Annotated in this window: 19 protein-coding genes, 1 tRNA gene and 1 other annotated feature; of the genes, 13 read left to right on the top strand and 7 right to left on the bottom strand. The window is 55.2% G+C overall.

Going from position 1 to position 22,484, the window contains the following annotated elements:
* Positions 1-183 precede the first annotated feature (183 nt).
* The 4 genes from ACQ4N8_RS25080 to ACQ4N8_RS25095 all read right to left on the bottom strand — a co-directional run bounded on the left by ACQ4N8_RS25080 (position 184) and on the right by ACQ4N8_RS25095 (position 1,300).
* Complete coding sequence (locus ACQ4N8_RS25080; RefSeq protein ID WP_430707108.1) at positions 184-588, bottom strand: tyrosine-type recombinase/integrase; 405 nt, start codon at positions 586-588, stop codon at positions 184-186.
* Positions 530-652, bottom strand: a complete 123-nt coding sequence (locus tag ACQ4N8_RS25085) for a hypothetical protein (RefSeq protein WP_430707085.1) — start codon at positions 650-652, stop codon at positions 530-532. The genes ACQ4N8_RS25080 and ACQ4N8_RS25085 overlap by 59 nt, the downstream gene beginning before the upstream one ends.
* A gap of 223 nt (positions 653-875) precedes the next feature.
* Entirely contained in the window at positions 876-1,097 is a 222-nt protein-coding gene (locus tag ACQ4N8_RS25090) for a hypothetical protein (RefSeq protein ID WP_430707086.1), read from the bottom strand.
* A gap of 129 nt (positions 1,098-1,226) precedes the next feature.
* Positions 1,227-1,300: transfer RNA gene (locus ACQ4N8_RS25095), tRNA-Pro, on the bottom strand.
* Positions 1,301-1,524: 224 nt separating this feature from the next.
* On the opposite strand from ACQ4N8_RS25095, the gene ACQ4N8_RS25100 reads away from it, so the two are divergent.
* Both ACQ4N8_RS25100 and leuS read left to right on the top strand, forming a co-directional pair.
* A complete protein-coding gene (locus ACQ4N8_RS25100) occupies positions 1,525-2,403 on the top strand; it encodes an ROK family protein (protein WP_430707087.1) in 879 nt (292 codons plus the stop codon).
* Between the two features lie 151 nt (positions 2,404-2,554).
* Positions 2,555-2,771 (top strand) — a binding site (T-box leader).
* 372 nt (positions 2,772-3,143) lie between these two features.
* Positions 3,144-5,585 carry a leucine--tRNA ligase gene (gene leuS / locus ACQ4N8_RS25105; RefSeq protein WP_430707088.1) on the top strand — a complete coding sequence of 814 codons (2,442 nt, stop codon included), beginning with the start codon at positions 3,144-3,146 and terminating at the stop codon, positions 5,583-5,585.
* Between the two features lie 65 nt (positions 5,586-5,650).
* On the opposite strand, the gene comER is transcribed toward leuS, so the two are convergent.
* Positions 5,651-6,532 (bottom strand): late competence protein ComER, encoded by an 882-nt coding sequence (gene comER / locus ACQ4N8_RS25110; protein ID WP_430707089.1) that lies wholly within the window; start codon positions 6,530-6,532, stop codon positions 5,651-5,653.
* Between the two features lie 141 nt (positions 6,533-6,673).
* Between comER and ACQ4N8_RS25115 the strand changes: the two genes are divergently transcribed.
* The 6 genes from ACQ4N8_RS25115 (at position 6,674) to holA (ending at position 15,098) form a co-directional block, all read left to right on the top strand.
* Positions 6,674-7,279: a ComEA family DNA-binding protein gene (locus tag ACQ4N8_RS25115; RefSeq protein WP_430707090.1), complete on the top strand. Its 606-nt coding sequence runs from the start codon at positions 6,674-6,676 to the stop codon at positions 7,277-7,279.
* A gap of 356 nt (positions 7,280-7,635) precedes the next feature.
* Positions 7,636-8,154, top strand: coding sequence for a deoxycytidylate deaminase (locus ACQ4N8_RS25120; protein WP_430707091.1), 519 nt, complete (start codon positions 7,636-7,638; stop codon positions 8,152-8,154).
* 106 nt (positions 8,155-8,260) lie between these two features.
* Positions 8,261-11,248, top strand: a complete 2,988-nt coding sequence (locus tag ACQ4N8_RS25125) for a ComEC/Rec2 family competence protein (protein ID WP_430707092.1) — start codon at positions 8,261-8,263, stop codon at positions 11,246-11,248.
* Between the two features lie 245 nt (positions 11,249-11,493).
* Complete coding sequence (locus tag ACQ4N8_RS25130) at positions 11,494-12,042, top strand: RNA polymerase sigma factor (protein WP_430707093.1); 549 nt, start codon at positions 11,494-11,496, stop codon at positions 12,040-12,042.
* Positions 12,039-13,244 carry a zf-HC2 domain-containing protein gene (locus tag ACQ4N8_RS25135; RefSeq protein WP_430707094.1) on the top strand — a complete coding sequence of 402 codons (1,206 nt, stop codon included), beginning with the start codon at positions 12,039-12,041 and terminating at the stop codon, positions 13,242-13,244. The genes ACQ4N8_RS25130 and ACQ4N8_RS25135 overlap by 4 nt, the downstream gene beginning before the upstream one ends.
* Before the next feature lie 834 nt (positions 13,245-14,078).
* Complete coding sequence (gene holA, locus ACQ4N8_RS25140) at positions 14,079-15,098, top strand: DNA polymerase III subunit delta (protein WP_430707095.1); 1,020 nt, start codon at positions 14,079-14,081, stop codon at positions 15,096-15,098.
* A gap of 84 nt (positions 15,099-15,182) precedes the next feature.
* Here holA and ACQ4N8_RS25145 read toward each other — a convergent pair whose 3' ends face one another.
* Together ACQ4N8_RS25145 and rpsT are read right to left on the bottom strand one after the other, a co-directional pair.
* Positions 15,183-15,314 (bottom strand): hypothetical protein, encoded by a 132-nt coding sequence (locus tag ACQ4N8_RS25145; RefSeq protein ID WP_430707096.1) that lies wholly within the window; start codon positions 15,312-15,314, stop codon positions 15,183-15,185.
* Between the two features lie 120 nt (positions 15,315-15,434).
* Positions 15,435-15,707: a 30S ribosomal protein S20 gene (rpsT, locus tag ACQ4N8_RS25150; protein ID WP_430707097.1), complete on the bottom strand. Its 273-nt coding sequence runs from the start codon at positions 15,705-15,707 to the stop codon at positions 15,435-15,437.
* Between the two features lie 204 nt (positions 15,708-15,911).
* Here rpsT and gpr point away from each other — a divergent pair, with 204 nt between their 5' ends.
* The 5 genes from gpr (at position 15,912) to lepA (ending at position 22,384) form a co-directional block, all read left to right on the top strand.
* Positions 15,912-16,928, top strand: a complete 1,017-nt coding sequence (gene gpr / locus ACQ4N8_RS25155; RefSeq protein ID WP_430707098.1) for a GPR endopeptidase — start codon at positions 15,912-15,914, stop codon at positions 16,926-16,928.
* A 387-nt stretch (positions 16,929-17,315) separates the two neighbouring features.
* On the top strand, positions 17,316-18,641 hold the full coding sequence (locus ACQ4N8_RS25160; RefSeq protein WP_430707099.1) for a stage II sporulation protein P: 1,326 nt from the start codon (positions 17,316-17,318) through the stop codon (positions 18,639-18,641).
* A 21-nt stretch (positions 18,642-18,662) separates the two neighbouring features.
* A complete protein-coding gene (locus ACQ4N8_RS25165; protein WP_430707100.1) occupies positions 18,663-19,196 on the top strand; it encodes a hypothetical protein in 534 nt (177 codons plus the stop codon).
* Between the two features lie 126 nt (positions 19,197-19,322).
* On the top strand, positions 19,323-20,399 hold the full coding sequence (locus tag ACQ4N8_RS25170) for a LacI family DNA-binding transcriptional regulator (protein WP_430707101.1): 1,077 nt from the start codon (positions 19,323-19,325) through the stop codon (positions 20,397-20,399).
* 167 nt (positions 20,400-20,566) lie between these two features.
* A complete protein-coding gene (gene lepA, locus ACQ4N8_RS25175; protein WP_430707102.1) occupies positions 20,567-22,384 on the top strand; it encodes a translation elongation factor 4 in 1,818 nt (605 codons plus the stop codon).
* The last annotated feature ends 100 nt before the right edge of the window (positions 22,385-22,484 follow it).

The raw sequence follows: 22,484 nt of genomic DNA on the forward strand, positions 1-22,484 counted from the left end.
GTGGGTAACCATTTGCGTTAAGCCACAAAATCCCCCTCGGGGGATTTCCTTATCATGAGTTTACACAAAAATCTTGACAGACCCAGAAACTTTTCTATTCTGTGTTACTAGGTAATTATAATCTTATTCCAAGCTATATATGAGATTTTGGAATATTAGCTCTTGAATATCAAATTAAATGTTCTAGTTATTCAAAGGATTATGTCGCTCATTAATTTCAGGTAGTATATGTCCAAACGCTGATAAATACCTTTTCGTCATGTCCAAGGTACTATGCTGTAATAAACGCTGTAGACTTATTATGTCTCCACCGTCACGTAAAAACCTGTAGGCTAGGGTGTGTCTAAATGTGTAAGCGGAAAGAGGGCAATCTCTAAAATTCATTTTCTTCTGAAGGCGTTTAAAAACTAACTTAATTCCGTTATCGGTTAGTTGCTTGTTGTCACTCGTTGAAAAGACATATATAGGAGTTCGCCCTAAAAATTTCTCTTGAAACATTCTCCATTCAACTAGTTCTTTTAGTAACTTGTCAACTAAGGGTACGGATTGTTGTTTGCGTCCTTTCCCAAAAAAAAATTGCTGCTTTATTACAAAAATCTAGTTCACTCCACTTTAGATTGCTTATTTCACCAACCCTGGCCCCCGTACTCAAAAGGAATAGGATTAAGGCGTAGTCACGATAAGCAAAGAAGGACTTTTCACGATTTTTTAATTGTCGATATTAGGCTAACATCTGTTGGATGTGATAATCACTGAATACTTGGATTACCACATCTTCTTTGGCGTAACCTATTTTCTTAGCTGCATTTTGTTATGGAGTAATGTACTCATTCTCAGCTAGATAGTTGAAGAAGGTCTTTAATACCCTAAGCTTGCTATTCTTGGTGACAGTATTGTTGTTTCTTTTCTCCTGGCAATGGAGTAAATACTTCTTTAATCGTAGTTGGTGATACTTCCTCAACATTAACAATTTGTTCCTCTACACAGAAAGAGTGAAATTCACTGGTCGTACCTACATAGCGTTCCATCGTTGCTGATGATACATTATTTAATTTCTTTTCTTCGATAAAGTTCTTAATTGTAAATTTTAACAACAAAAAAAACAACTCCCTTCTGGATTGAACATCCAATAGGTTGTTGTCTTTAAATTCAAAATCGTTTCTCCCCATGACCACAAAACAATGTTATCAAGTAATGAGGGTAAAACCCTATATTTTATAAGGAAATCGAGACGACAGGATTTGAACCTGCGACCTCTTGCTCCCGAAGCAAGCGCTCTACCAAGCTGAGCCACGTCTCGAAATGGGAGTGGTGACAGTTAGTAATTTTACTCGGATTGATTGCATTTGTAAAGGACGGATTTCAAGAGTGCATGAGTAAAAAGGAGGCGGCGTTTTTTGCTTGTGCAAGCTGGGTGATAGTACAAAAGATAGCGGTGTGCTATAATCCCTTTCGAAATTAATCTTGAGGGCGAACTTCATATCGTAAAATTCGTCCGAACGATCGAATGGAGGGACAAGCAACGTGAAAAAGCTGGGAGCGATTGAAGCTGGCGGTACCAAATTCGTGTGCGGCATAGGGACGGAAGAAGGAGAGGTACTGGATCGGATCAGTTTTCCGACGACAACGCCGGAGGAAACGATGAAGCAAGTTCTGGCTTATTTTCAAGGCAAAGAAGTAGAGGCGATGGGGATCGGTTCATTCGGCCCGATCGACCCGATTCCGGGAAGCGGCACGTATGGATATATTACTACGACGCCCAAACCGTATTGGGGTAATTATAATTTAGTGGGGACCGTTAAAGCGCATTTCGACATCCCGATCGGTTTTGATACGGACGTGAACGGAGCGGCTTTGGGCGAAGCCCGTTGGGGAGCCGCCAAGGGGCTGGACAACTGTCTGTATATTACGGTTGGAACAGGCATCGGCGCGGGGGCTGTCGTGGGCGGCCAATTGATTCATGGCTTGTCCCATCCCGAGATGGGGCATATCGTGGTTCGTCGCCATCCTGATGACACCTATACGGGAACCTGTCCGTACCACGGGGATTGTTTGGAAGGGCTGGCCGCCGGGCCGGCAATCGTCAAACGCTGGGGTGTCGGCAATGGCGCGGACCTGCCGCAGGATCATCCGGCATGGGAGATGGAAGCCCATTATTTGGCGCAAGCACTGATGAATTACATCTTGATCCTGTCGCCGGAGAAAATTGTGATGGGAGGCGGCGTCATGAAGCAGGCCCAACTGTTCCCGCTGATTCGCCGGAAAGTGCAGGAACTGCTGGGCGGCTATGTGCAACACCGCAGTCTGACCGAAGGAATCGACAGCTATATCGTGCCGCCCGGGCTTGGCGACAATGCCGGTTTGAGCGGGGCGCTTGCCCTGGCCGATTTGGCGCAAAAATAACGCATTGGGATTAATCGGTTGACCCGGCGGCGGTTTTCGTCAATGGATCGAAGGCCCGCCGTTGACTTTAAGGTTGCCGATTGGATATAATAACTGGTAATCAACCAGAATTTCTAGTTCAAAAGGTCTGGTTTTAAGCCTCTCATTATATTGTGAAACTTGGAAGAGGAATATTAGTTTGGATTCCGCCATCCAGAGAGCCGGCATATGGTGCAAGCCGGTTGGGGAATGCAAATGAACTCGCCTTGGAGTTATGATGCGAAAATCATCATCGTTTTGCCCGCGTTAAGGGTGTAAAGTGAGCTAGGACAAAGCATGTCCGACGCTAACTAGGGTGGTACCACGGGAAACTTCCTCTCGTCCCTAGCGATCATACGCTACGGGTCGGGAGGTTTTTTTACATTAAAGGTAGTTCAAAAAGTCATCTTTGGATCACGAAGCTTAAGCACAGAAGCTTAATCGGCGTCGAATCTTGAATTCAGCCGGGCCTTCCGTTGCTCACGTAGCCTCCAGCTACGCTGCGCTACTCAGTCCCTAGCTTCATCCAACCTTCTTGGTGCTCCAAACCTGACTTTTTGAACCTTTATTGAAAACGGTAGTTCAAAAAGTCAGCTTTGGATCACGAAGCGTGTTCAAGAAGCGAATTCGACGTCGAATCTTGAATTCAACCTTCTCGGCGCTGAAAACCTAACTTTTTGAACCCGCATTAAAAATTGTTGTTTCAAGGAGGATTTTGAATTATGGCGGACCAAAACGTGCCCCATGACGTTTATCGGGCCCAGGCCATCGAACCGAAATGGCAGGCTTATTGGGATGAGCATCACACATTCAAAACACGGGAAGAGGCGGGCAAACCGAAGTTTTACGCGCTCGACATGTTCCCCTATCCATCGGGGGCGGGCCTGCACGTAGGCCATCCAGAGGGCTACACGGCCACGGACATCGTCTCCCGCTTTAAACGGATGCGCGGCTACAACGTGCTGCATCCGATGGGCTGGGACGCTTTCGGGCTGCCGGCGGAGCAGCATGCGCTCGATACGGGCGAGCATCCGCGGGATATCACGGTCAAGAATATCAACAATTTCCGGCGCCAGATCAAGTCGCTTGGCTTCTCGTACGACTGGGACCGCGAAATCAGCACGACCGATCCCGAGTATTACAAGTGGACGCAATGGATTTTCATCCAACTGTATAAGAAGGGGCTGGCTTATGTAGCCGAGGTGCCGGTGAACTGGTGTCCTGCGCTCGGAACGGTGCTGGCGAACGAAGAAGTCATCGACGGAAAAAGCGAACGCGGCGGCCATCCGGTCATCCGCAAACCGATGCGCCAATGGGTGCTGAAAATCACCGAATACGCGGAACGTTTGCTTGAAGACCTGGAGGAGCTGGACTGGTCGGAAAGCATTAAGGATATGCAGCGCAACTGGATCGGGAAATCCGAAGGGGCCGAAGTCGAGTTTGCCATCGAGGGGCACCCTGCAATGCTGACCGTCTTTACGACGCGCCCGGATACCTTGTTCGGGGCCAGCTACGCGGTGCTTGCGCCGGAGCATGAGCTGGTCAAAATGATCACGACCGAAGCCCAAAGTGGTGCCGTGAAGGCTTATCAGGACCAGGCGGCGCGGAAGAGCGACTTGGAGCGGACCGATCTGGCGAAGGAGAAAACCGGCGTATTTACCGGTGCCTACGCGATCAATCCGGTGAACGGCGCCAAGCTGCCGATCTGGATCGCCGACTATGTGCTGGCGGGATACGGAACCGGGGCGATCATGGCCGTACCGGGTCATGACGAACGCGACTATGAATTCGCCAAGCAATTCGATCTGCCGATCGTCGAGGTCGTCGAGGGCGGCGATGTGGCGAAGGAAGCTTATGCCGGCGACGGCGCGCATGTGGGCTCCGACTTCCTGAACGGATTGCGTAATGCGGAAGCCATCAAGAAAATGATCTCCTGGCTGGAGGAGAAAGGCAAAGGCCGCGGCAAAGTGACCTACCGCTTGCGCGATTGGCTGTTCAGCCGCCAGCGTTATTGGGGCGAACCGATCCCGATTCTTCATCTCGAGGACGGCACGATGAAGCCGGTGCCGGAGGATCAGCTGCCGCTTGTCCTGCCGGACGTCGACGCCATCAAGCCGTCGGGCACCGGGGAATCGCCGCTGGCGAACGTTACGGAATGGGTGAACACGACCGATCCGGAAACCGGGTTGCCGGCGCGCCGCGAGACGAACACGATGCCGCAATGGGCGGGAAGCTGCTGGTATTACCTGCGGTATATCGATCCGCATAACGATCAAGAGCTGTGCTCGAAAGAGAAGCAGCAGGAGTGGATGCCGGTAGATCTGTATATCGGCGGGGCCGAGCATGCGGTGCTTCACTTGCTGTACGCCCGTTTCTGGCACAAGGTGCTGTACGATCTCGGGGTGGTTTCAACCAAGGAGCCGTTCCATAAACTGGTCAACCAAGGGATGATTCTCGGCACGAACAACGAGAAAATGAGTAAATCCCGCGGCAACGTCATCAACCCGGACGAAATCGTGGGTGAATACGGTGCGGACACGCTGCGCGTATACGAGATGTTCATGGGGCCGCTGGAAGCGACCAAACCATGGAATGAAAGCGGGGTTGAGGGCATTCACCGCTTCCTTTCCCGCGTATGGCGCCTGTTCGTTGCCGAAGACGGAAGCCTGAACGCCAAAATTACGGCCGACGGCGGCAGCGACGAGTTCAAACGGACCTGGCACAAGACGATCAAAAAAGTGACTGAGGATTTCGAAGGCTTGCGCTTTAATACGGCGATCAGCCAGCTGATGATTTTCGTCAACGAAGCGTACAAAACGGAAGCCGTGCCGAGAGCGGCTGCGGAAAACTTCGTGCAACTGCTGTCTCCGCTGGCGCCGCATTTGGCGGAAGAACTGTGGGAACGCCTTGGGCATGCCGGTACGATTTCATACGAACCATGGCCGGCCCATGACGAAGCTTGGACGGTCGAAGCCGAAGTGGAAATCGTCGTTCAGGTGAACGGCAAGATCGTCGACCGCACGAAAATCTCCAAAGAGCTGGATCAGGCGGCGATGCAGGAACATAGCTTAAGCCTGCCGAACGTGCAGCAGGCTGTGGCAGGAAAGACGATTCGCAAAGTGATTGCCGTACCTGGCAAGCTGGTGAATATTGTCGTCGGTTAAACATCGAGGCTTTTCCTGTCAGGGCAGCGATCCGGCCCCTATACCATCCGGCGGCTATACCCCGGCTAGGGGCCGTCGATGTCCGGGCGAGCAGACGGTTCTGCCGCAGCGGTATCCGCCTGCGGTTGAGGGTGAAATAAGGCGTGCAGCCTGCTGAGGTCCTCATCGTGTTTACGATGCGTCGTTTCGATCAAACGGGCGAATACCCCGCGCAGGCCGGAGTCCAATACGGAGATGCCTTCGGCGGTCACTCCGCCGGGAACGGCCACCCGATCCACCAGCTCTTCCGGGGTCAGGCCACCATCGGTCAGCAGTTTGCCCGTTCCCAGCAGCATTTCCGAACCCAACTTGATCGCTTCGTACCGGCTGATGCCGGTCAACTCGGCGGCCGACTCCGCCCATAACTGCAGCATATAGGCGACAAAAGCGGGCCCGCAGCTTGAAAGATCGGAGGCGATCCGCGTCTCGCTTTCTTTAAGCGCAACCGGCGTGCTAATCGAGGACATCAGCTGTTCCAGCAGCAGGCGATCTTCGGGGCGGATTCGTTTTCCGTAGATGCAGAGGGAAGCGCCGCTGTGCACGGAGTGCGTGATGCTGGGGATGATTTTGGCGATTTTGGACGGTATGGCGTGTTCCAAGGTTTCGATTTGCACAGGGCTGGTAATCGACACGATCAATTGCTTCTCGTCGAGGACGTCCCGGATTTCCGCAATGACTTCAGGATAATCCAGGGGCCTGATGCATAGGAAGACGATTTTGCTTCCCTGCGCGGCTTCGGCGTTGCTGCCGTAAACCCGTAGTCCGGGATGGCGCTGAGCCAGCAGTTTGGCTTTGTAGGGAGAACGGTTGCTGGCACAAATGTTATGCGGGAGCAGCGCACCGGAACGCAAAAAGGCATCTATGAGCAAGCTTCCCATGGATCCGGTTCCGATGAAGGCGACTTTCATCCGGGTTCCCCTTTCCGTGCTTAACGCACCTTTCTGGTTTTAGACTTTTATGCTTTTCTGCTTCACCTTTTTAAATATGTATGCATCTTGAATGGATCTTCATGACTTCCAGGCGGATTCTTTTAAGATTGGGGTGCGGGGATGAGAAGGGAGTTTATGCTGACGGCGGTCGCGTCGGCGGTCGTCGGAGCGGGACTGATGCTGCTTGCGGTCGGCGGCGGCAAACCGGCCGGGATCGAAGGCTGGATGCCGATCAATGCCGAAGTGGCGGCAACGGTGGACGAACAAGGCCGGGGGAAATCGGATTCCGGCGGAGCCGCGAGCGACGCGGGCGCGAAAGCCGACGTAAACCGGGAAGTTCCTGACGCAGGGCAAGGTTCGGCTGGAATGGCGGCTGAGGGCGCGAAGTCGATACCGGCTGCGGGGACGAATGCGGCGACCGGGTCAGGGACGCACTTGAGTGCGGACGGCCCCGGAGGCGCTGCGACCGGAAGCGGGAAGGTGTCTGCTTCTGCTGCAGGTGCCGATGCGGCATCGGGCTACGCGACCAAGACCAGCCAGATCAGCATCAACCGGGCGGGACTGGCCGAACTGCAGAACCTTCCCGGCATCGGCGAGAAGAAAGCGCAGGCGATCATCGATTATCGCAACGAGCATGGCGACTTCGGCTCGGTGGGCGAATTGACCAAGGTGAAGGGAATCGGGGATAAGATGCTTGAAAAAATGAAGCCTTACATCGGGCTGTAAGCGCGAGTTCAAAAAGCCGGCTTTTCACCGCCGAAGCTTAGGCTTCCGATGTGCGTTTGTTCAAAACGCTTTAGGTTGGATAAAGTCGGGGGTGCCAGTAGCGCGCGGCTGAACGTACGCGGGAACATAACGGACCATAAAGACCTTATTTGCCCATTTTCCGGCTATTTCCAGCTGTAACGGACTCCAGAGACCTTATCGGGCACTCACGGCGGCCATTGGGCTGCTTTTGACCGAAATAAAGGCTCCTCGGTTCGTTAGAATCCGAAAATGCCCGAAAGCGGGCCAATCGCGTTTCTGGTGTCCGTTAGCTTGCTGGAGCTGCGCAACCTTTTAAAGAAAAGGAGAGCCAAGGGATGAATCCGGACAAACGTAAAGATTGGGATACGTATTTCATGGATATCGCGTATATGGTGTCGACGCGGTCGCGCTGTAACCGCCGCCGCGTGGGCGCCGTGCTGGTTCAGGGCAAAAAACTGTTGGGAACGGCCTATAACGGGGCTCCTTCCGGCGTCCCGGATTGCTCGGAAGCCGGCTGCATGATCTCGGAGGAGTACGAGCTCGTCATCGAAGACGGCCAAGAGAAAATGGTGAAGAAGCAGCGCTGCGTCCGCACGATCCATGCCGAGCAAAATTTGCTCCTGTTCACCGACCGGATCGACCGGGAGGGATCCAGCGTATACGTGACGGACGAGCCATGCTGGACCTGCGCGAACATGCTGGCTAACAGCGGCATTACGGAGATCGTGTTCCACCGCCCTTACCCGAAGGACACGGGGAAAGTGACGGCGATGATGGAGCAAATCGGCATCAAATTTCGCCGTTTGGAGGCTTACCAGCCGCCGCAGGAAACGGTCGCGCATGTCGAGGAATAATGAGCTTGAACATAGTTTAACTAAACTTCATAAGAGTATCGGATGCAGGAAGCACCTCATTCGCCTATAGGGCGGGTGAGGTGTTTTTTTGTCGAGGAGGGAGAACATGAACCGAAGACCGCTAACCGTTATCGCCTGCTGCTGGATCGCCGGAAGCGGCATGGCTGCGGGCTATGAAGGCAGCCGCTTCTGGCTGCTGTGGCTGGGCGCCTCGCTGATGTGCCCGGCAGCGGGACTGATCGGACGCCTTCCCTGGCGGAAGCTGGCCATGTGGTGGCTGGCCTTTTCCCTGGGAGCGGCCTATTGGCTCTATAGCGAGGCCAACAACGTGAGCCGGATCGAACAGGCTTGGTCTGCAACTGACGCGGGATCGCAGGCGGCGATTGATTCGGCATCGGGAACAGGAAATGCGGAGGGCCGGGAGCCTATCGCGGATGGAACGGCCGTTCATCTTGAAGGTACGATCGTATCGGCGGTGGAAATCGACGGGGATCGGGCCGACTTTACGCTGAAAGTCAGCCGGATCACGGTACGGATACTTACGCAAGCTGCAATCGGAGAGGCGGAGCGGGAGCAAGCCGGTACTGCGGCAGGCGAGGCCCCTGGGAAGACTTCTCCGGGGCCGGGCATGCCGAAGGGGGAGGCGATCCCCGGCGGCGAAAGGGTAGCGGTACAGCTGCGCTTGGCGGCGCAGGATGAGCTCCGGACGGCGGCGGGCTGGCGGCGCGGACAGCATGTTGCGTTGGACGGCACCCTGGAAGCTCCGCAATCGGCGCGGAATTTCGGCGGCTTCGATTACCGCCGGTATTTGCATAACCAGCGCATTCATTGGCTCGCCAAAGCAACGGGGGCTTCATCGATGCGCGTGCAGTCCGGGACCTGGGGAGCCGCCGCTTTTCTCGGTCAAATCGACGCGCTGCGCGCCGATCTCGGCGGACGGATCGAGCGGTTATTTCCCGACTGGCAAGCAGGTTATATGAAGGGGCTGCTGATCGGTTTGCAGGATGAGCTGGATCCGGACAAGTATGCGGACTTTAGCCAACTGGGTCTGACGCATATTTTGGCTATTTCCGGCAGCCATGTGGCGATTAATGTGGGGCTTCTCTTTTGGCTGCTCCGCTTATGCCGGGTGAGCCGGGAGACCGCGCTGACGGTCGTGCTGATCTTCGTGCCCGCTTATATGCTCGTTACCGGATTTTCGCCTTCCGTGATCCGCTCGGGGATGATGACGATGCTGGGCATTTATTTGCTTAAGCGCGGGCTTCTCAAGGACAGCCTGAATGTGCTGTCGGCCGCGGCGCTGCTCATGCTGTTGTGGGAGCCCTATTACTTGCTTAACGTCAGCTTTCAGCTCTCGTTTGCCGTTACCGCCGGGCTCATCGTGTTCGTGCCGTTGCTGACTCCCTACTTACTTTGGTTGCCGCCTAAAGTCCGGGGGACGGCGGCGATCACGCTGGCGGCCCAAATCGTCTCATTCCCGTTGACCGTGACCTACTTCAACCAATTTTCCTTGTTGTCCGTGGCGGCCAATTTGCTGCTCGTACCGGTCATCGGCGCCGTGGCGCTTCCGCTCGGCACGGCTGCCCTGCTGCTAAGCTTGGCTTCGGTCACGCTGGGCGCCTGGGCGGCGATCCCGGTCAGGCTGCTGAATGAAGCCACGTTTTGGGCGACGGATTGGCTCAGCGGGCGCAGCGGCTTTATGACGTATTGGAAATCGCCGTCCCCGCTATGGATCGCGGCTTTTTACGCCGGCGGCTATTTGCTGCTGTATTGGGGGAAGCGATACGGAGGACCGGGCTCCCCGGACGCCGGAAGCACGTGGTCCGACGACGAGACCGTCCCGCTTGCCCAGGTACGGAGAACAGGCTCCGGGCGAGGAGGGGCAAGCCTTTTTCGCTGGAAGGAGGCGCTAAAGCTGTTCGTAAGACTTGGGTCCGTATTGCGATCGGGATTCCGTTCACGCATGCGGCGGACTGGGAAAACAGCCCAATGGGACATAGACTCCGTCAGCTTCTCCAAGGAGGATTCCGTGCGAATAGGAGTCGCAGCTGTTCTCAGTTGGGCCGGGAGAAGACGCAGGGACTTGCTGCGTACGGCCATCGCCGGCGGGATGGTGCTGCTGCTCGTATCCGGTTATCAGCCGGCATACGCCAAAGGCACGGGGTACATCGAGTTTATCGATGTTGGCCAAGGCGACTGCGCCCTGATCACCACGCCGTCCGGCGCACATGTGCTGGTAGATGGCGGGGGGACGGTCTCGTTTCGCAAAGCCGCGGATGCCTGGCGGGAGCGCCGGGAACCGTTTGAAGTCGGAGCGAAAACGGTCGTTCCGCTGCTCAAGAAGCGGGGCATCCATCGCCTAGACGCCGTAATTCTGACCCACGGCGATCAGGATCACCTCGGCGGCCTGCAAGCGGTGCTGGAACAATTCCCGGTCGAGGCGCTGCTGATCAACGGAAGCCTGGCCGAGTCGGCGACCATGCGTACCTTGATGGAAACCGCGTTATCCAAGCGAATTCCGTTATACTCCGCAAGCCGCGGCATGGCCCTCAAACCGGACGGCGAGACCCGGCTTGAGTTCCTCTATCCTTTGCAAGCAGAGGAGCAGCAGGGAAGGATTCCCTATGAAAAGGAACAAAATCACCGTTCGATCGTGTTCCTGCTCCGGATGAACGGAGCCTCGTTTCTGTTTACGGGGGATATGGACGAGGCCGCGGAGCGGGAGGTACTGGAGCTGGAGCAAGGGCTGGAACAAAGAAGAGGGACGCCGCCCGGCGGGAAGGAAACGAAGCGAGCCGTTCAAGAAGGCAACGGAGGGGAGACCGAAGAGGACGACGGTCACCCTACGGTCGATGTCATGAAAGTCGCCCATCATGGCAGCAAAACGTCCACCTCCGCGGCTTGGTTGGCGTTTTGGCGGCCCGCGTCAGCGCTGATCTCCGTCGGCGCGTCCAACAGCTACGGGCACCCGCATCCGACCGTGACGGAGCGTCTGGCCGAGCGGGGCATCCGCATATTCCGGACCGATCGGCAAGGGGAAGTACAAATGAAGGTAAGCGATGGACAAATCCGGGTCCGGCGCAAAAGCGGATAGTTGGAATCGCCCCTTCCATTACTTGGACCATCGCAGGGAGAAATAGGCCTTTACCGTATTTCGGCGGGATGACGGGGCCTGTTTTTTTTGGTATTCTAAGGTGAGATTGATGGTATATTGCACGGGGTATGCCTTTTTTCAAAGTGTATGTTCAACCTTTAAATTATTTTTCGGAAATGGTAACAACATTGCAACATATTGTCGGACTCTAGCGTCTGTAAGGATGCAAGGAAGGGGGAGCCTTAGTGGTAGAGCAGGGACTCATCAGAGCCGCTCAGACGGGCGATCGCGACGCTCTAATCACCCTATTGCGAGAAATTGAGAATCACGTGTACCGGACGGCCTTTTATATTTTGAATAATGAGCAGGACGCGCACGACGCTGCCCAGGAGGCTCTTATTCGCATTTATACCAAAATTGATTCTTATGAAGAAAAAGCCCAGTTCAAAACCTGGGTTCAGCGGATCGTGACCAACATTTGCATCGACAAATTCCGCAGAAACAAACCGACCGTGTCGATCGAGGAGCACGAAATGGTGTTTCAGGGGAACGAGAGCGTGGAACGGGAAGTGATGTCGGGGTATTTGGCCGAGGACATCCGAAACGCGATCGAACAGCTGCCGGAGCACCACAAATCGGTGGTTGTGCTGAGGTATTTGCAGGATTTTTCGTATAACGAAATTGCCGACAGTCTGAATCTGCCCTTGAATACGGTGAAATCCTATCTATTCAGGGCCAGGCAGCAGCTGCAGCATTTACTCCAAGATTATCAGAAGGGTGGTGTATCAGGATGAAGTGCCCAGAGGCGGTGGAATGGATGCATCGTTATCTAGACCATGATTTAAACGAAGAGGAAAGTTTTCTCCTCTTTGAGCATATTCGTAGTTGCAGGGATTGTTTCGACGCGTTCGAGCTGTTGAACAAGCTATCCGCTCGGCTGGAAGAGCTGCCGAAGGTGGTTCCGAATTTCAGCCTCGTGGACGCGATCCTTCCCCAGTTGGATGCGATTGACCGGGCACGCCGCGAGGAGGGGAGCACGGCCGAGGTAGTATTGCCGATGACGGCGGCGAACGAAGCCGGAACGATGCCGAATCGGCGCAGCGAACGCTCTCGCGCCGGCGAGAAGGCCTTGCGGCGGAACCGGATTTACCGGTTTGGTTCGCTTGGCGTAGCGGCAGCCTTGATCTTGGGCGTGTTCATTTATCAATATGAGCCTCGTACGGTATCGGATGCCGAAATCGCCATGGATACCGCAGCGGTGCAGGAATCGCAGAGTCTGGATTCTTCGCAGGCGGCGGATTCGGCCAACGATGCGGCGGGAAGCGCCGAATTGTTCGCTGACGGCGGCAGCGGGGGGGGCGCCGGCGGTGACCAGGGCGAACCGGCTTCGAAAACGGACGGCGGCGCTCCGGCGGAGGCAGGGAATTCCGGCGGGGCCAATGATCGGACGACGACGGGAGGCTCCACGGATACCGTCAGCCCGCCGGCGAGACCGGATAACAGCACGGGAGGCGCCAAATCTCCAAGCCGGCAGGATACCGGGACGCCCGATCCGGCCAGCGGAAATCAGGGACCGGCAAACGGCGGAACTCCCGCCAAGGACCCGGCGTCCCCAAACGCGGGAAGCGGCCAGGATCCGGCCGGTACCGAAACGCCGGACGGCCAGGATCAAGACGTGTTGAACCAGCGAGTGGCCGACGAGGAGCCCAAGGACAAAATGTATTACGGACTCGCGGCGAACCTCAACGTTTGGGCTTCGCCGGACGGGAAGTTCGAAGCCGAACTGAAAGATGGCCATTTGTATATTTACCACATTGAGCTTCAGGACCGGAAGCTGGTTTCCGATCAGGCGATCGACGGCAATTGGGTGAGTGGAGCCTGGTCGGCGGAAGGCAATACGTTTACGTATGAGACAGAAATCGACGGAACCTCAGCGGTTCGTACGATCGATGCCGAGAAGGCGGCCGCAGCCGCTGCAGAAGGAACGCAGCCCTAGACGCGATCGAGGATGGACGAAAGTGGGCGGTTTTTTGAACATGCGGCAGGCACCTTTTCAGGAGATATGGAATAAGTTATATGTATAGTAGAGATAGCGGTTTGGACCCTGATCGTCGTATGACCGCTGGCAGGAGAGTTTCTAGAGCTTTTCGGCCCGCGTTTATATAGATGTTCCGGGACAGAGGGATCTTTCGCCGTGAGGCAGAGGTCCCTTTGTTGCATATTTAGAGGTAGTTCAAAAAGTCATCTTTCGATCACGAAGCGGACTCAAAAAAGCGGATTCGGCGTCGAATCTTGAATTCAGCCGGGCCTTCCGTTGCTCACGTAGGATTCGCCTACGCTGCGCTACTCCGTCCCTAGCTTCATCCCACCTAAAGCGCTTTGAAAAAACGCGCGTCGGAAGCATAAGCTTCGGTGCTCCAAACCTGTCTTTTTGAATGCAGGTACAAGCTAACGGACACCAGAAACGCTATTGGCCCGCTCTTGGGTATTTCCGATTCTAACGGACCGAGGAGACCTTATTTCGGACAAAAGCGGCTACATGACCGCCATGAGAGCCCAATAAGGTTTCTGGAGTCCGTTACAGTGGGAAATAGCCGGGAAATGGGCGAATAAGGTCGTTACGGTCCGTTACGCTCAGCCGCGCTATTTATGCCCCTGCTTCATCCAACCTAAAGCGTTTTGCTAAACAGGACTTCGGAAGCCTATGCTTAGGTGCTCCAAACCCGGTTTATCGAACATGCATTATAAAAGGGAGATAAAAAGGGGCTTGGACGAACGGGCGAAATCGAAGTATGATGGTAAGAGGCTAACGACGGAAGGGAGATGCCGAATGGACGCAAAAACGGCAGCAAAGGACATTAAGCAGGGGCGGATCTCCCCGTTATATTTATGTTACGGTTCGGAAAAATACCAGATTCAGGAGTTCGTCGCACTGCTGCAGAATACGCTCGTGGACCGGGATCAGCGGGACTTCGCGTTCGCTGCCTTCGATCTGGCGGAGACGCCGATCGAGGTGGTCGTGGAGGAGGCGGAGACGATGCCTTTCCTCGTGGAGCGCAAGCTGATCGTCGTTCGGGATTCCGCGCTGTTCACCGCGGGCAAGGAAGGCGGCAAAATCGAACATAAAGTGGAGTCGCTGCTTTCGTATATCGGCAATCCGGCGGAGCACAGCGTGATCGTGTTTGTGGTGAATAACGAGAAGCTGGATGAGCGGAAAAAAGTCGTCAAAGCGATCAAGGCGGTCGGGACGGTGTTGTCTTTCATGCCGCTTGGCGGCGGGGAACTCGTGCAATGGGTCGTGCGCGAGGTGGAGAAACGCGGCTGCAAGATCAGCCGCGAGGCCGCAGAGGCCCTCGTTGCGGCCGGCGGCGTGCAGATGGCAACGTTGGCCGCCGAGGTGGACAAGCTGTGCTTGTACGCCGGAGTCGGCGGCATCGTCGAAGCCGCTGCGATTGAGCAGTTGGTAGCCCGCAGCACGGAGCAAAATGTGTTTGCGATGGTGGAGCATATCGCCGCGCTGAAGCTGGAGCCGGCGCTCCGCATCTTCTACGAGCTGCTGAAGCAGCGCGAGGAGCCGATCAAAATCGCGGCGTTGATCGCCCGCCAATTCCGGATTATGCTGCAGGTAAAAGATTTGGGGCGGCAAAGCTACTCGCAGCAGCAGATCGCCTCTCAACTTAGCCTCCACCCGTACGTGGTCAAGCTGGCGGGCGAGCAGTCGCGGAAGTTTGAAGCCGGCCGGCTGCGAAATATTTTGTCCGAGTTGGCGGAGCTGGATTATCGGATGAAAAGCGGTCAAATCGATAAGGTGCTGGGCCTTGAGTTGTTCCTGCTGCGGCTTGCGCCGTAGTCTGCGGGCTAGCAGCGTGTTGTACGCGCCAAGAGGCGGCCGGATTAATATCCTGGCCGCCTCTTGGCTATTTATAAGCAGGCTCTAAGTCCTTGAGCTGCCGCCGTCAGCCTCCAGGCTGATCATATAAGGGATTCCGTCGCGCCAGCCGATTTCCGTCATGGACAAATACCAGGAACGGCCCATGTCGTTGTTTCCCTGGAAAAATAAATACATGCGTCCGTCATCGTCCGTAAACAGAAACGGATGGCCGGTGCAACCTATATAAATAAAGCAAAAAAACCTGGCCTTTCATAAAGAAGGGTCAGGTTCTTCGATGCTGGTTATGAATTCGTCTTAGGCCTGAGCCTTAAGAGCGTTCAATTTCTTAGCCAAGCGGGATTTCTTACGGGCAGCTGCGTTTTTGTGGATCAAACCTTTAGTAACGGCTTTGTCCAATTTTTTGGTTGCAGCGGCGAAAGCAGCTTTAGCTGCGTCCACTTCGTTGTTCGCCAGAGCGGTGTCGGCAGTTTTCACGGCCGTACGCAGGGCGGATTTTTGCGAAGCGTTGAGCGCGCGACGCTTGTCGCTCGTTTTCACACGTTTGATTGCGGATTTAATGTTTGGCATTGCATTCACCTCCTGTAAAGCATAGTTCAACCCAGATGGTTCACAACTTAAAATATTTTATCACGCAAGCCCACAAAAAGCAATAAATTCATCATACCCAATCTCTCGATTTCTCGCAATTCTACGTGATCGCTAGCAGGATGAATAATCGCATTCCCTCTCCCGCACAATAAAGGCAACAACAGGAAATGGAGGTCTTATGGCATGAATTTGGACTTGCAGGATTATTCGGTACGCACCGACTTGGCCGTAGAATCGAAGGAAATCGCGGAGACGGCCCAAGGCGGGCCGGTGCCGGGGCTAAACGAACAGGTGGAGGAGCATGACGAAATTAAGATCACCCGGCTGGACGTGACCAATGACGCCGCTTCGCAGCAAATCGGCCGGGTCAAGGGGCATTACATTACGCTGGAGGTTCCGGGGCTCCGGACGCAGGATACCGAGCTTCAGGAAAAGGTATCCGCCGCTTTTGCCAAGGAATTTACCGGTTTCTTAAATAAGATCGGCATCGGTTCGGGGGCTAAGGTGCTCATTGTGGGCCTGGGAAACTGGAACGTGACCCCGGATGCGCTGGGGCCGCTCGTCGTGGAGAACGTGATGGTGACCCGTCATTTCTTCGAACTCACCCCGGATCAAGTCGCTCCGGGCTATCGCGAGGTCAGCGCCATTGCCCCCGGGGTCCTCGGCATCACCGGCATCGAGTCGAGCGAGGTGGTGCAGGGGATCGTCGACCGGACCAAGCCGGATCTGATCATCGCCATCGACGCGCTTGCTTCGCGTTCCCTGGAGCGGGTGAACACGACGATTCAGATCGCCGATATCGGCATCCATCCGGGCTCGGGCATCGGGAATAAGCGCAGAGGGCTGACGAAGGAAATTTTGGGCGTGCCCTGCATCGCCATCGGCGTGCCGACGGTTTGTTACGCTTCAACCATTGTCAACAATGTGTTCGACCTTATGAAATCGCATTTCAATCAGGAAAGCAGCGACGATGGGGAGGCTCCGACGAAGCAGATCATGGGGATGCTGAACGATCTGAGCGAAGGCGAAAGATTAGGGCTTGTCAAAGAAGTGCTGGAGCCGCTCGGTCACGATCTGATCGTTACGCCGAAAGAGATCGACGAATTTATCGAGGACGTGGCGAACGTGATTGCCAGCGGCCTCAATATATCGTTGCACGAGGCCGTTACGCCAGACAATGTAGCGTCCTATACGCATTAAGCCGGCCGTTTGCGGCGGAGCTTAACCTTGCGTTGTCTAGCCTCCAACCCAAGCATACCCGACTTCATGGAAGATCCCGAATATACGAAATCCGCGAATCTAGCGGATTTCTTTTTTTTGTGAGAATTCGAGGTTCTAGCCGGGAAGATAGGTTCATAGATTTGGGATATACAGCTTGAAGAGGTAGTTCAATAAGTCATCTTTTGATCACGAAGCAGGTCAAGAAACGGATTCGACGTCGAATCTTGAATTCAGCCGGGCCTTCCGTTGCTCACGTAGGCTTACCTACGCTGCGCTACTCAGTCCCTGCTTCATCCAACCTTCTCGGTGCTCCAAACCTGACTTTTTGAACACGTAATATATAAGCGGCTGGAGGAGGACATACGAATGAAATTCAAAGCATGGAACCTTGGGCAAATGAAACGGAATTTGCTGCACGTACTGGCGCTGGGACGGACGTTTTTGCTGTTATCGGTGATGTCGGTGATCTTTTTTGTGATGCTGGGCGTACTCGGCATCGCCGAGAAAAGCCTGAATACGTCCCCGGTTTCTTCCATGAAGGGGCTCGCGGCTTCGCTTTCCAGCGGATTTTTCATGGATATGGTCGGGATGGAGCTGCCGCATTCGACTAGCGAGAAGCAAACGCCGGCGATCTCCGGCAGGCAGATGACGAATTTCGTGTTTCAATTGCTGACGGACGTGAATCCGTCCGATCCGAAAAGCCTGGTAGCCCGCGAAGTCCCTGGGCTTGGCGCGGACAACCCGATCCTGCTGCGCACCGGGTCAGGCAACGGAATAGCCCAGGCGCCCGAGGATTATCGCCCGGGCACGGGGGCGGAGGGGAATGCCCCGGATCATCCCGAGCCGGACGAGGGCGGGCTGGAAGGCACCGGTCCGGATGCGGAAGGCACCGATGGCGAAGGGACCCAGCCGCCGGGGGAACAGGGCGGGCCGAACAACAAACCCGAAGAAACCGGAGAGCCGTCCGTGAAACCGGGGAATAAAAATATCGTCATGATCTATCATTCGCATCCGCAGGAATCGTTTAATCCGGTTCTGGGAACCAACGTCGATAATCCCGGCTCGGCGGAAAATATGAAAAACGTCGGCTTGGTAGGCGAGGCGCTGGCCAAGGAACTGGAGCGGAGGGGCGTAGCGGCGCTGCACTCTTTTGAAAATTATGCGGCCGTGGTGAGCAATTACAACTATAACTATTCATATAAATACTCCAGGGAGACGGTCAAAGCGGCGATGGCCGAAAACGGCAAGCTGCAGTACTTCATCGATATTCACCGGGATTCGCAGCGCCATGACAAAACGACGACGGTCATCGATGGCATCAACTATGCGCAGGTCTATTTCATTATCGGGCACGGCAACGAAAATTGGCGCGAAAACGAGAAATTCGCCAGCCGAATCCATGATCGCCTGGAACAATCGTATCCGGGGATTTCCCGCGGCATCTGGGGCAAAACGTCCTCGCAGGGCAACGGGGAGTACAACCAGTCACTGTCGCCCAATAGCGTCCTGATTGAAATCGGCGGCATCGATAACAGCCAGGAGGAGTTGGAGCGTACGGCCAAAGTGCTTGCGGGAATTCTAGCAGACCTGTATTGGGAAAGCCAAGATGCCGAGAAGGCCGGCACCTTGACCAAAGGCAACGGCGGCAAATCCGGCGTCTCCAAAGCCGGCGAAACGAGCAAGAAATCTTGATCGTGAAAGGGATGAAGGGTTATGGCGAAAATGTTGCGGAGAACGCTGATGTACGGCCTTTTGCTGGCAGCCGGGGTCACGCTGGGGATGCAGCTTGCCGAAAGCGGGACGTCGTCGATCTACGGTCCAGGCTTTCAGACCGGCGGGACTGCCGTGAACGGGCAAAGCATCCCGGCGTATGCGGGGGGACAGCTTCAACCGAACGGCTCCAGCGCCTGGCCGGCCAACACGGCCCCCGCCTGGAATAACGGACAAGGCATCGTCGCTGCGCCGGGAACGCAAAACGGTTACGGGACGGGCGGCAACGGATACGGCACCTTGCCGGAGACTCAAAACCCGCAGACAGCCGGAGGATCGGCCGCAGGGACCAATCAGCCGGATCAGCCTGCGCAGCCATACGGCGAGCAGGCCATGCAGACGCCGGCCGATATGCTGCTGCCTCCCCCGTCGCCGCCAGCCGTCGACCGCCTTGCCGACAAGACGGCGCATTTGCTGCAGCAGGCGTCCCAAAAAAGCATCCACTGGGTCGCCTCTTTGTTCGGACCGGGCGAGTGAGGGAATCGCGGCTTGGCTTGCGGGAATTAGCGGTTTATAGCAAATCTTAGGTTTGTTATAATATTGTAATATTGTAATATTGTAATCCAAACCGTTAGTTCGACATGATCCCGGAGGACAAGAGCCTTGAAAAAAATCACGATGCAGCAAATCGCCGATCATTTGGGCGTCTCGAAGTTCGTCGTCTCCAAAGCGTTGTCCGGCAAGGGCGGCGTCAACGAGGCTACCAGGGAACGAGTTATTCAGGCCGCTTCCCGCCTTGGTTATTTCAATCAGAAGAACGGATACGTCAAAAATATCCTCCCTTCCGGTTCCGCCCCGGCCACTCCTGCAGGCAAGCAATCGGTACTGGTGCTGATGCCTAATATCCGGTTCCAAAACAAGGAATCGCGGTATTGGGGGAGGCTGCTGGAGGGCATCTCCCGGGAGCTGGAAGCCCGGGAGTTGGGGATGATCATCGTGTCCGAGCCCAAAAGCGATAATTTCGTCAACATTTTGAATCCCGACGGGATCCTGGGAATGGTGGGCGTAGGACAGATCGCCAGCTCATTCCTGTTGGAGGTGCACCGGATCGGACTGCCGATGGTGCTCGTGGATCACGAGGACCCGCTGATTCCGAGCGACACGATCTTCGCCAACAATCTCGACGGCATGGCCCGGCTCGCCAATCACTTGATCGGTCTGGGACACCGCGAACTGCATTTCTTGGGCAATTCCCTCTTTTCAAGAAGCTTCCGGGACCGCTGGATCGGCTTTCGCAGCGCTTTGGAAGAGAACGGCTTAACCCCGCAGTCCAGCGATGATCCGATGCTGCGGCTGGAGGGCATCGAAACCGGAGCGTTCCATGACGAACTCTTGAGCTGGGCGCTGCGGCGGAAAAGATCGAAGGCGCTGCCGACCGCCTTAGTGTGCGCCAACGATTCGATCGCCATGAGCGTGTGCTCCGTCTTGAACAAGCTGGGGCTGTCGATACCGGGCGATATCGCGGTCAGCGGGTTTGACAATATCGACGATGCGGCGCAAAACGTTCCGTCGATCACGACCGTTAACGTGCCTAAAGAGGATCTCGGCCGGCGGGCGGTGAAGAAGCTGTTGGATCGTTTGGCCAATCCCGGGTTGCCGCAGGAGAAAATCATGATATCGGTCGAGATCGTGTACCGGAATTCCACTTCCGAGCCGCGGCAGACGGTCAACGAAGCTTAGCTTATCTTAAACAGGCGAAACCCAAAAAGCGCGAGCAGCCGGATTCAACCCGCTGAGCTCGCGCTTTCTCGTTGCGCTCGGGGAAATGAGTACCGATTGCTGCTTGCTCCCGCAACTGATATAATAAATTGATTGTAATACTTCGAAGATTCGTGGTGGGGGTAAGGATGACAGATATCAGAGCAAGACAAGAGAAAATCCGCAATTTCTGTATTATTGCACATATAGACCATGGCAAATCGACTTTAGCCGACCGGATCCTGGAGTACACCGGGGCGCTTACTTCCCGGGAAATGCAGGAGCAGGTGCTGGACCAGATGGATTTGGAGCGGGAACGCGGCATTACGATCAAGCTGCAGGCGGTGCGGCTGACTTACCGCGCCGACGACGGCGAGGAATATTTGCTGAACCTGATCGACACGCCGGGACACGTCGACTTTACGTACGAAGTATCCCGCAGCTTGGCGGCTTGCGAAGGAGCTTTGCTGGTCGTGGACGCGGCGCAGGGAATCGAAGCGCAAACGCTGGCCAACGTCTATTTGGCCCTGGATAACAACCTGGAAATTTTGCCGGTCATCAACAAAATCGATTTGCCCAGCGCCGATCCCGACCGGGTGAAACAGGAAATCGAGGATGTCATCGGGCTGGATGCGAGCGAAGCGGTGCATGCTTCGGCCAAGGCGGGGATCGGGATCAAAGAGATTCTGGAGCAGGTCGTGCAGAAGGTGCCGGCCCCGACCGGCGCGCCGGAGAAGCCGCTGAAAGCGTTGATCTTCGACTCGCACTACGATCCGTACAAAGGCGTTATCGTATACGTGCGCGTCATTGACGGTCAAATCAAGGCCGGATCCAAAATCAAAATGATAGCTACGGAGAAGACGTTCGAGGTCATCGAAGTCGGCGCGTTCAAGCCGCGGATGACGATCGTGGACGAGCTGAACGTCGGGGATGTAGGCTTTATCGTAGCCGGCATCAAGACGGTCGGCGATACCCGCGTCGGGGATACCGTGACGGATGCAAAGAACCCGACTCTCGAACCCCTGCCGGGCTACCGCAAAATCAATCCAATGGTATATTGCGGGCTTTATCCGATCGAAACGTCCGATTACAACGATCTGCGCGAAGCCCTGGAGAAGCTGCAGTTGAACGACGCTTCGCTCAGCTTCGAGCCGGAGACTTCCAGCGCGCTCGGCTTCGGTTTCCGCTGCGGATTCCTGGGTCTGCTGCATATGGACGTCATTCAGGAGCGGATCGAACGGGAGTTCAACATCCCGCTGATTACGACCGCGCCAAGCGTTATTTATAAAGTCGCGCTGACGAACGGCGAGACGATTTCCATCGATAATCCGTCCAACTATCCGGAGGTCGGCAAAATCGACTACGTAGAAGAGCCTTACGTCAAAGCTTCGGTCATCGTGCCTAACGATTACGTCGGAACGGTGATGGAGCTGTGCCAAAGCAAACGCGGCGAGTTCGTGAACATGGAGTATCTGGACACGACTCGCGTGACCATAACGTATCAGGTACCGCTGTCGGAGATCGTTTACGATTTCTTCGATCAGCTGAAGTCAAGCACAAAGGGATATGCCTCGTTCGATTACGAGCTGTCCGGTTACCGCCAGTCCAACCTGGTGAAAATGGACATTTTGCTCAACGGCGAGCAGGTGGACGCCTTGTCCTTCATCGTGCACCGCGACCGGGCCTACCACCGCGGACGGATCATTTGCGAGAAACTGCGCGAGCTGATTCCGCGTCAAATGTTCGAGGTGCCGATCCAGGCCTCGATCGGGCAGAAGGTCATTGCCCGCGAGACCGTCAAGGCGATGCGCAAAAACGTCTTGGCCAAATGCTACGGCGGCGACATTTCGCGTAAGCGCAAGCTGCTGGAGAAGCAGAAGGAAGGCAAGAAGCGGATGAAGCAGGTCGGCAACGTGGAAGTGCCGCAGGAAGCGTTCATGGCGGTGCTGAAGATCGACGACAAATAAAGCTGAAGGCAAGTTGCCATGAAGGAAAGCCGCAAGGCTTTCCTTTTTCCAAGTGAAGGCCACGTGAATTTTTTCTACTATATATAGTGAACGATGAAAG

This window comes from Paenibacillus macerans, assembly GCF_050565405.1.
Classification (GTDB): Bacteria; Bacillota; Bacilli; order Paenibacillales; family Paenibacillaceae; genus Fontibacillus; species Fontibacillus macerans_B.

Excerpts from the sequence above, each read along its gene's own strand:
- ACQ4N8_RS25120 (WP_430707091.1), top strand. The coding sequence starts at position 7,636 with ATGAATCCGGACAAACGTAAAGATTGGGATACGTATTTCATGGATATC.
- lepA (WP_430707102.1), top strand. The coding sequence starts at position 20,567 with ATGACAGATATCAGAGCAAGACAAGAGAAAATCCGCAATTTCTGTATT.
- ACQ4N8_RS25115 (WP_430707090.1), top strand. The coding sequence starts at position 6,674 with ATGAGAAGGGAGTTTATGCTGACGGCGGTCGCGTCGGCGGTCGTCGGA.
- ACQ4N8_RS25125 (WP_430707092.1), top strand. The coding sequence starts at position 8,261 with ATGAACCGAAGACCGCTAACCGTTATCGCCTGCTGCTGGATCGCCGGA.
- ACQ4N8_RS25165 (WP_430707100.1), top strand. The coding sequence starts at position 18,663 with ATGGCGAAAATGTTGCGGAGAACGCTGATGTACGGCCTTTTGCTGGCA.
- comER (WP_430707089.1), bottom strand. The coding sequence starts at position 6,532 with ATGAAAGTCGCCTTCATCGGAACCGGATCCATGGGAAGCTTGCTCATA.
- holA (WP_430707095.1), top strand. The coding sequence starts at position 14,079 with ATGGACGCAAAAACGGCAGCAAAGGACATTAAGCAGGGGCGGATCTCC.
- gpr (WP_430707098.1), top strand. The coding sequence starts at position 15,912 with ATGAATTTGGACTTGCAGGATTATTCGGTACGCACCGACTTGGCCGTA.
- leuS (WP_430707088.1), top strand. The coding sequence starts at position 3,144 with ATGGCGGACCAAAACGTGCCCCATGACGTTTATCGGGCCCAGGCCATC.
- ACQ4N8_RS25145 (WP_430707096.1), bottom strand. The coding sequence starts at position 15,314 with ATGTATTTATTTTTCCAGGGAAACAACGACATGGGCCGTTCCTGGTAT.
- rpsT (WP_430707097.1), bottom strand. The coding sequence starts at position 15,707 with ATGCCAAACATTAAATCCGCAATCAAACGTGTGAAAACGAGCGACAAG.
- ACQ4N8_RS25160 (WP_430707099.1), top strand. The coding sequence starts at position 17,316 with ATGAAATTCAAAGCATGGAACCTTGGGCAAATGAAACGGAATTTGCTG.
- ACQ4N8_RS25135 (WP_430707094.1), top strand. The coding sequence starts at position 12,039 with ATGAAGTGCCCAGAGGCGGTGGAATGGATGCATCGTTATCTAGACCAT.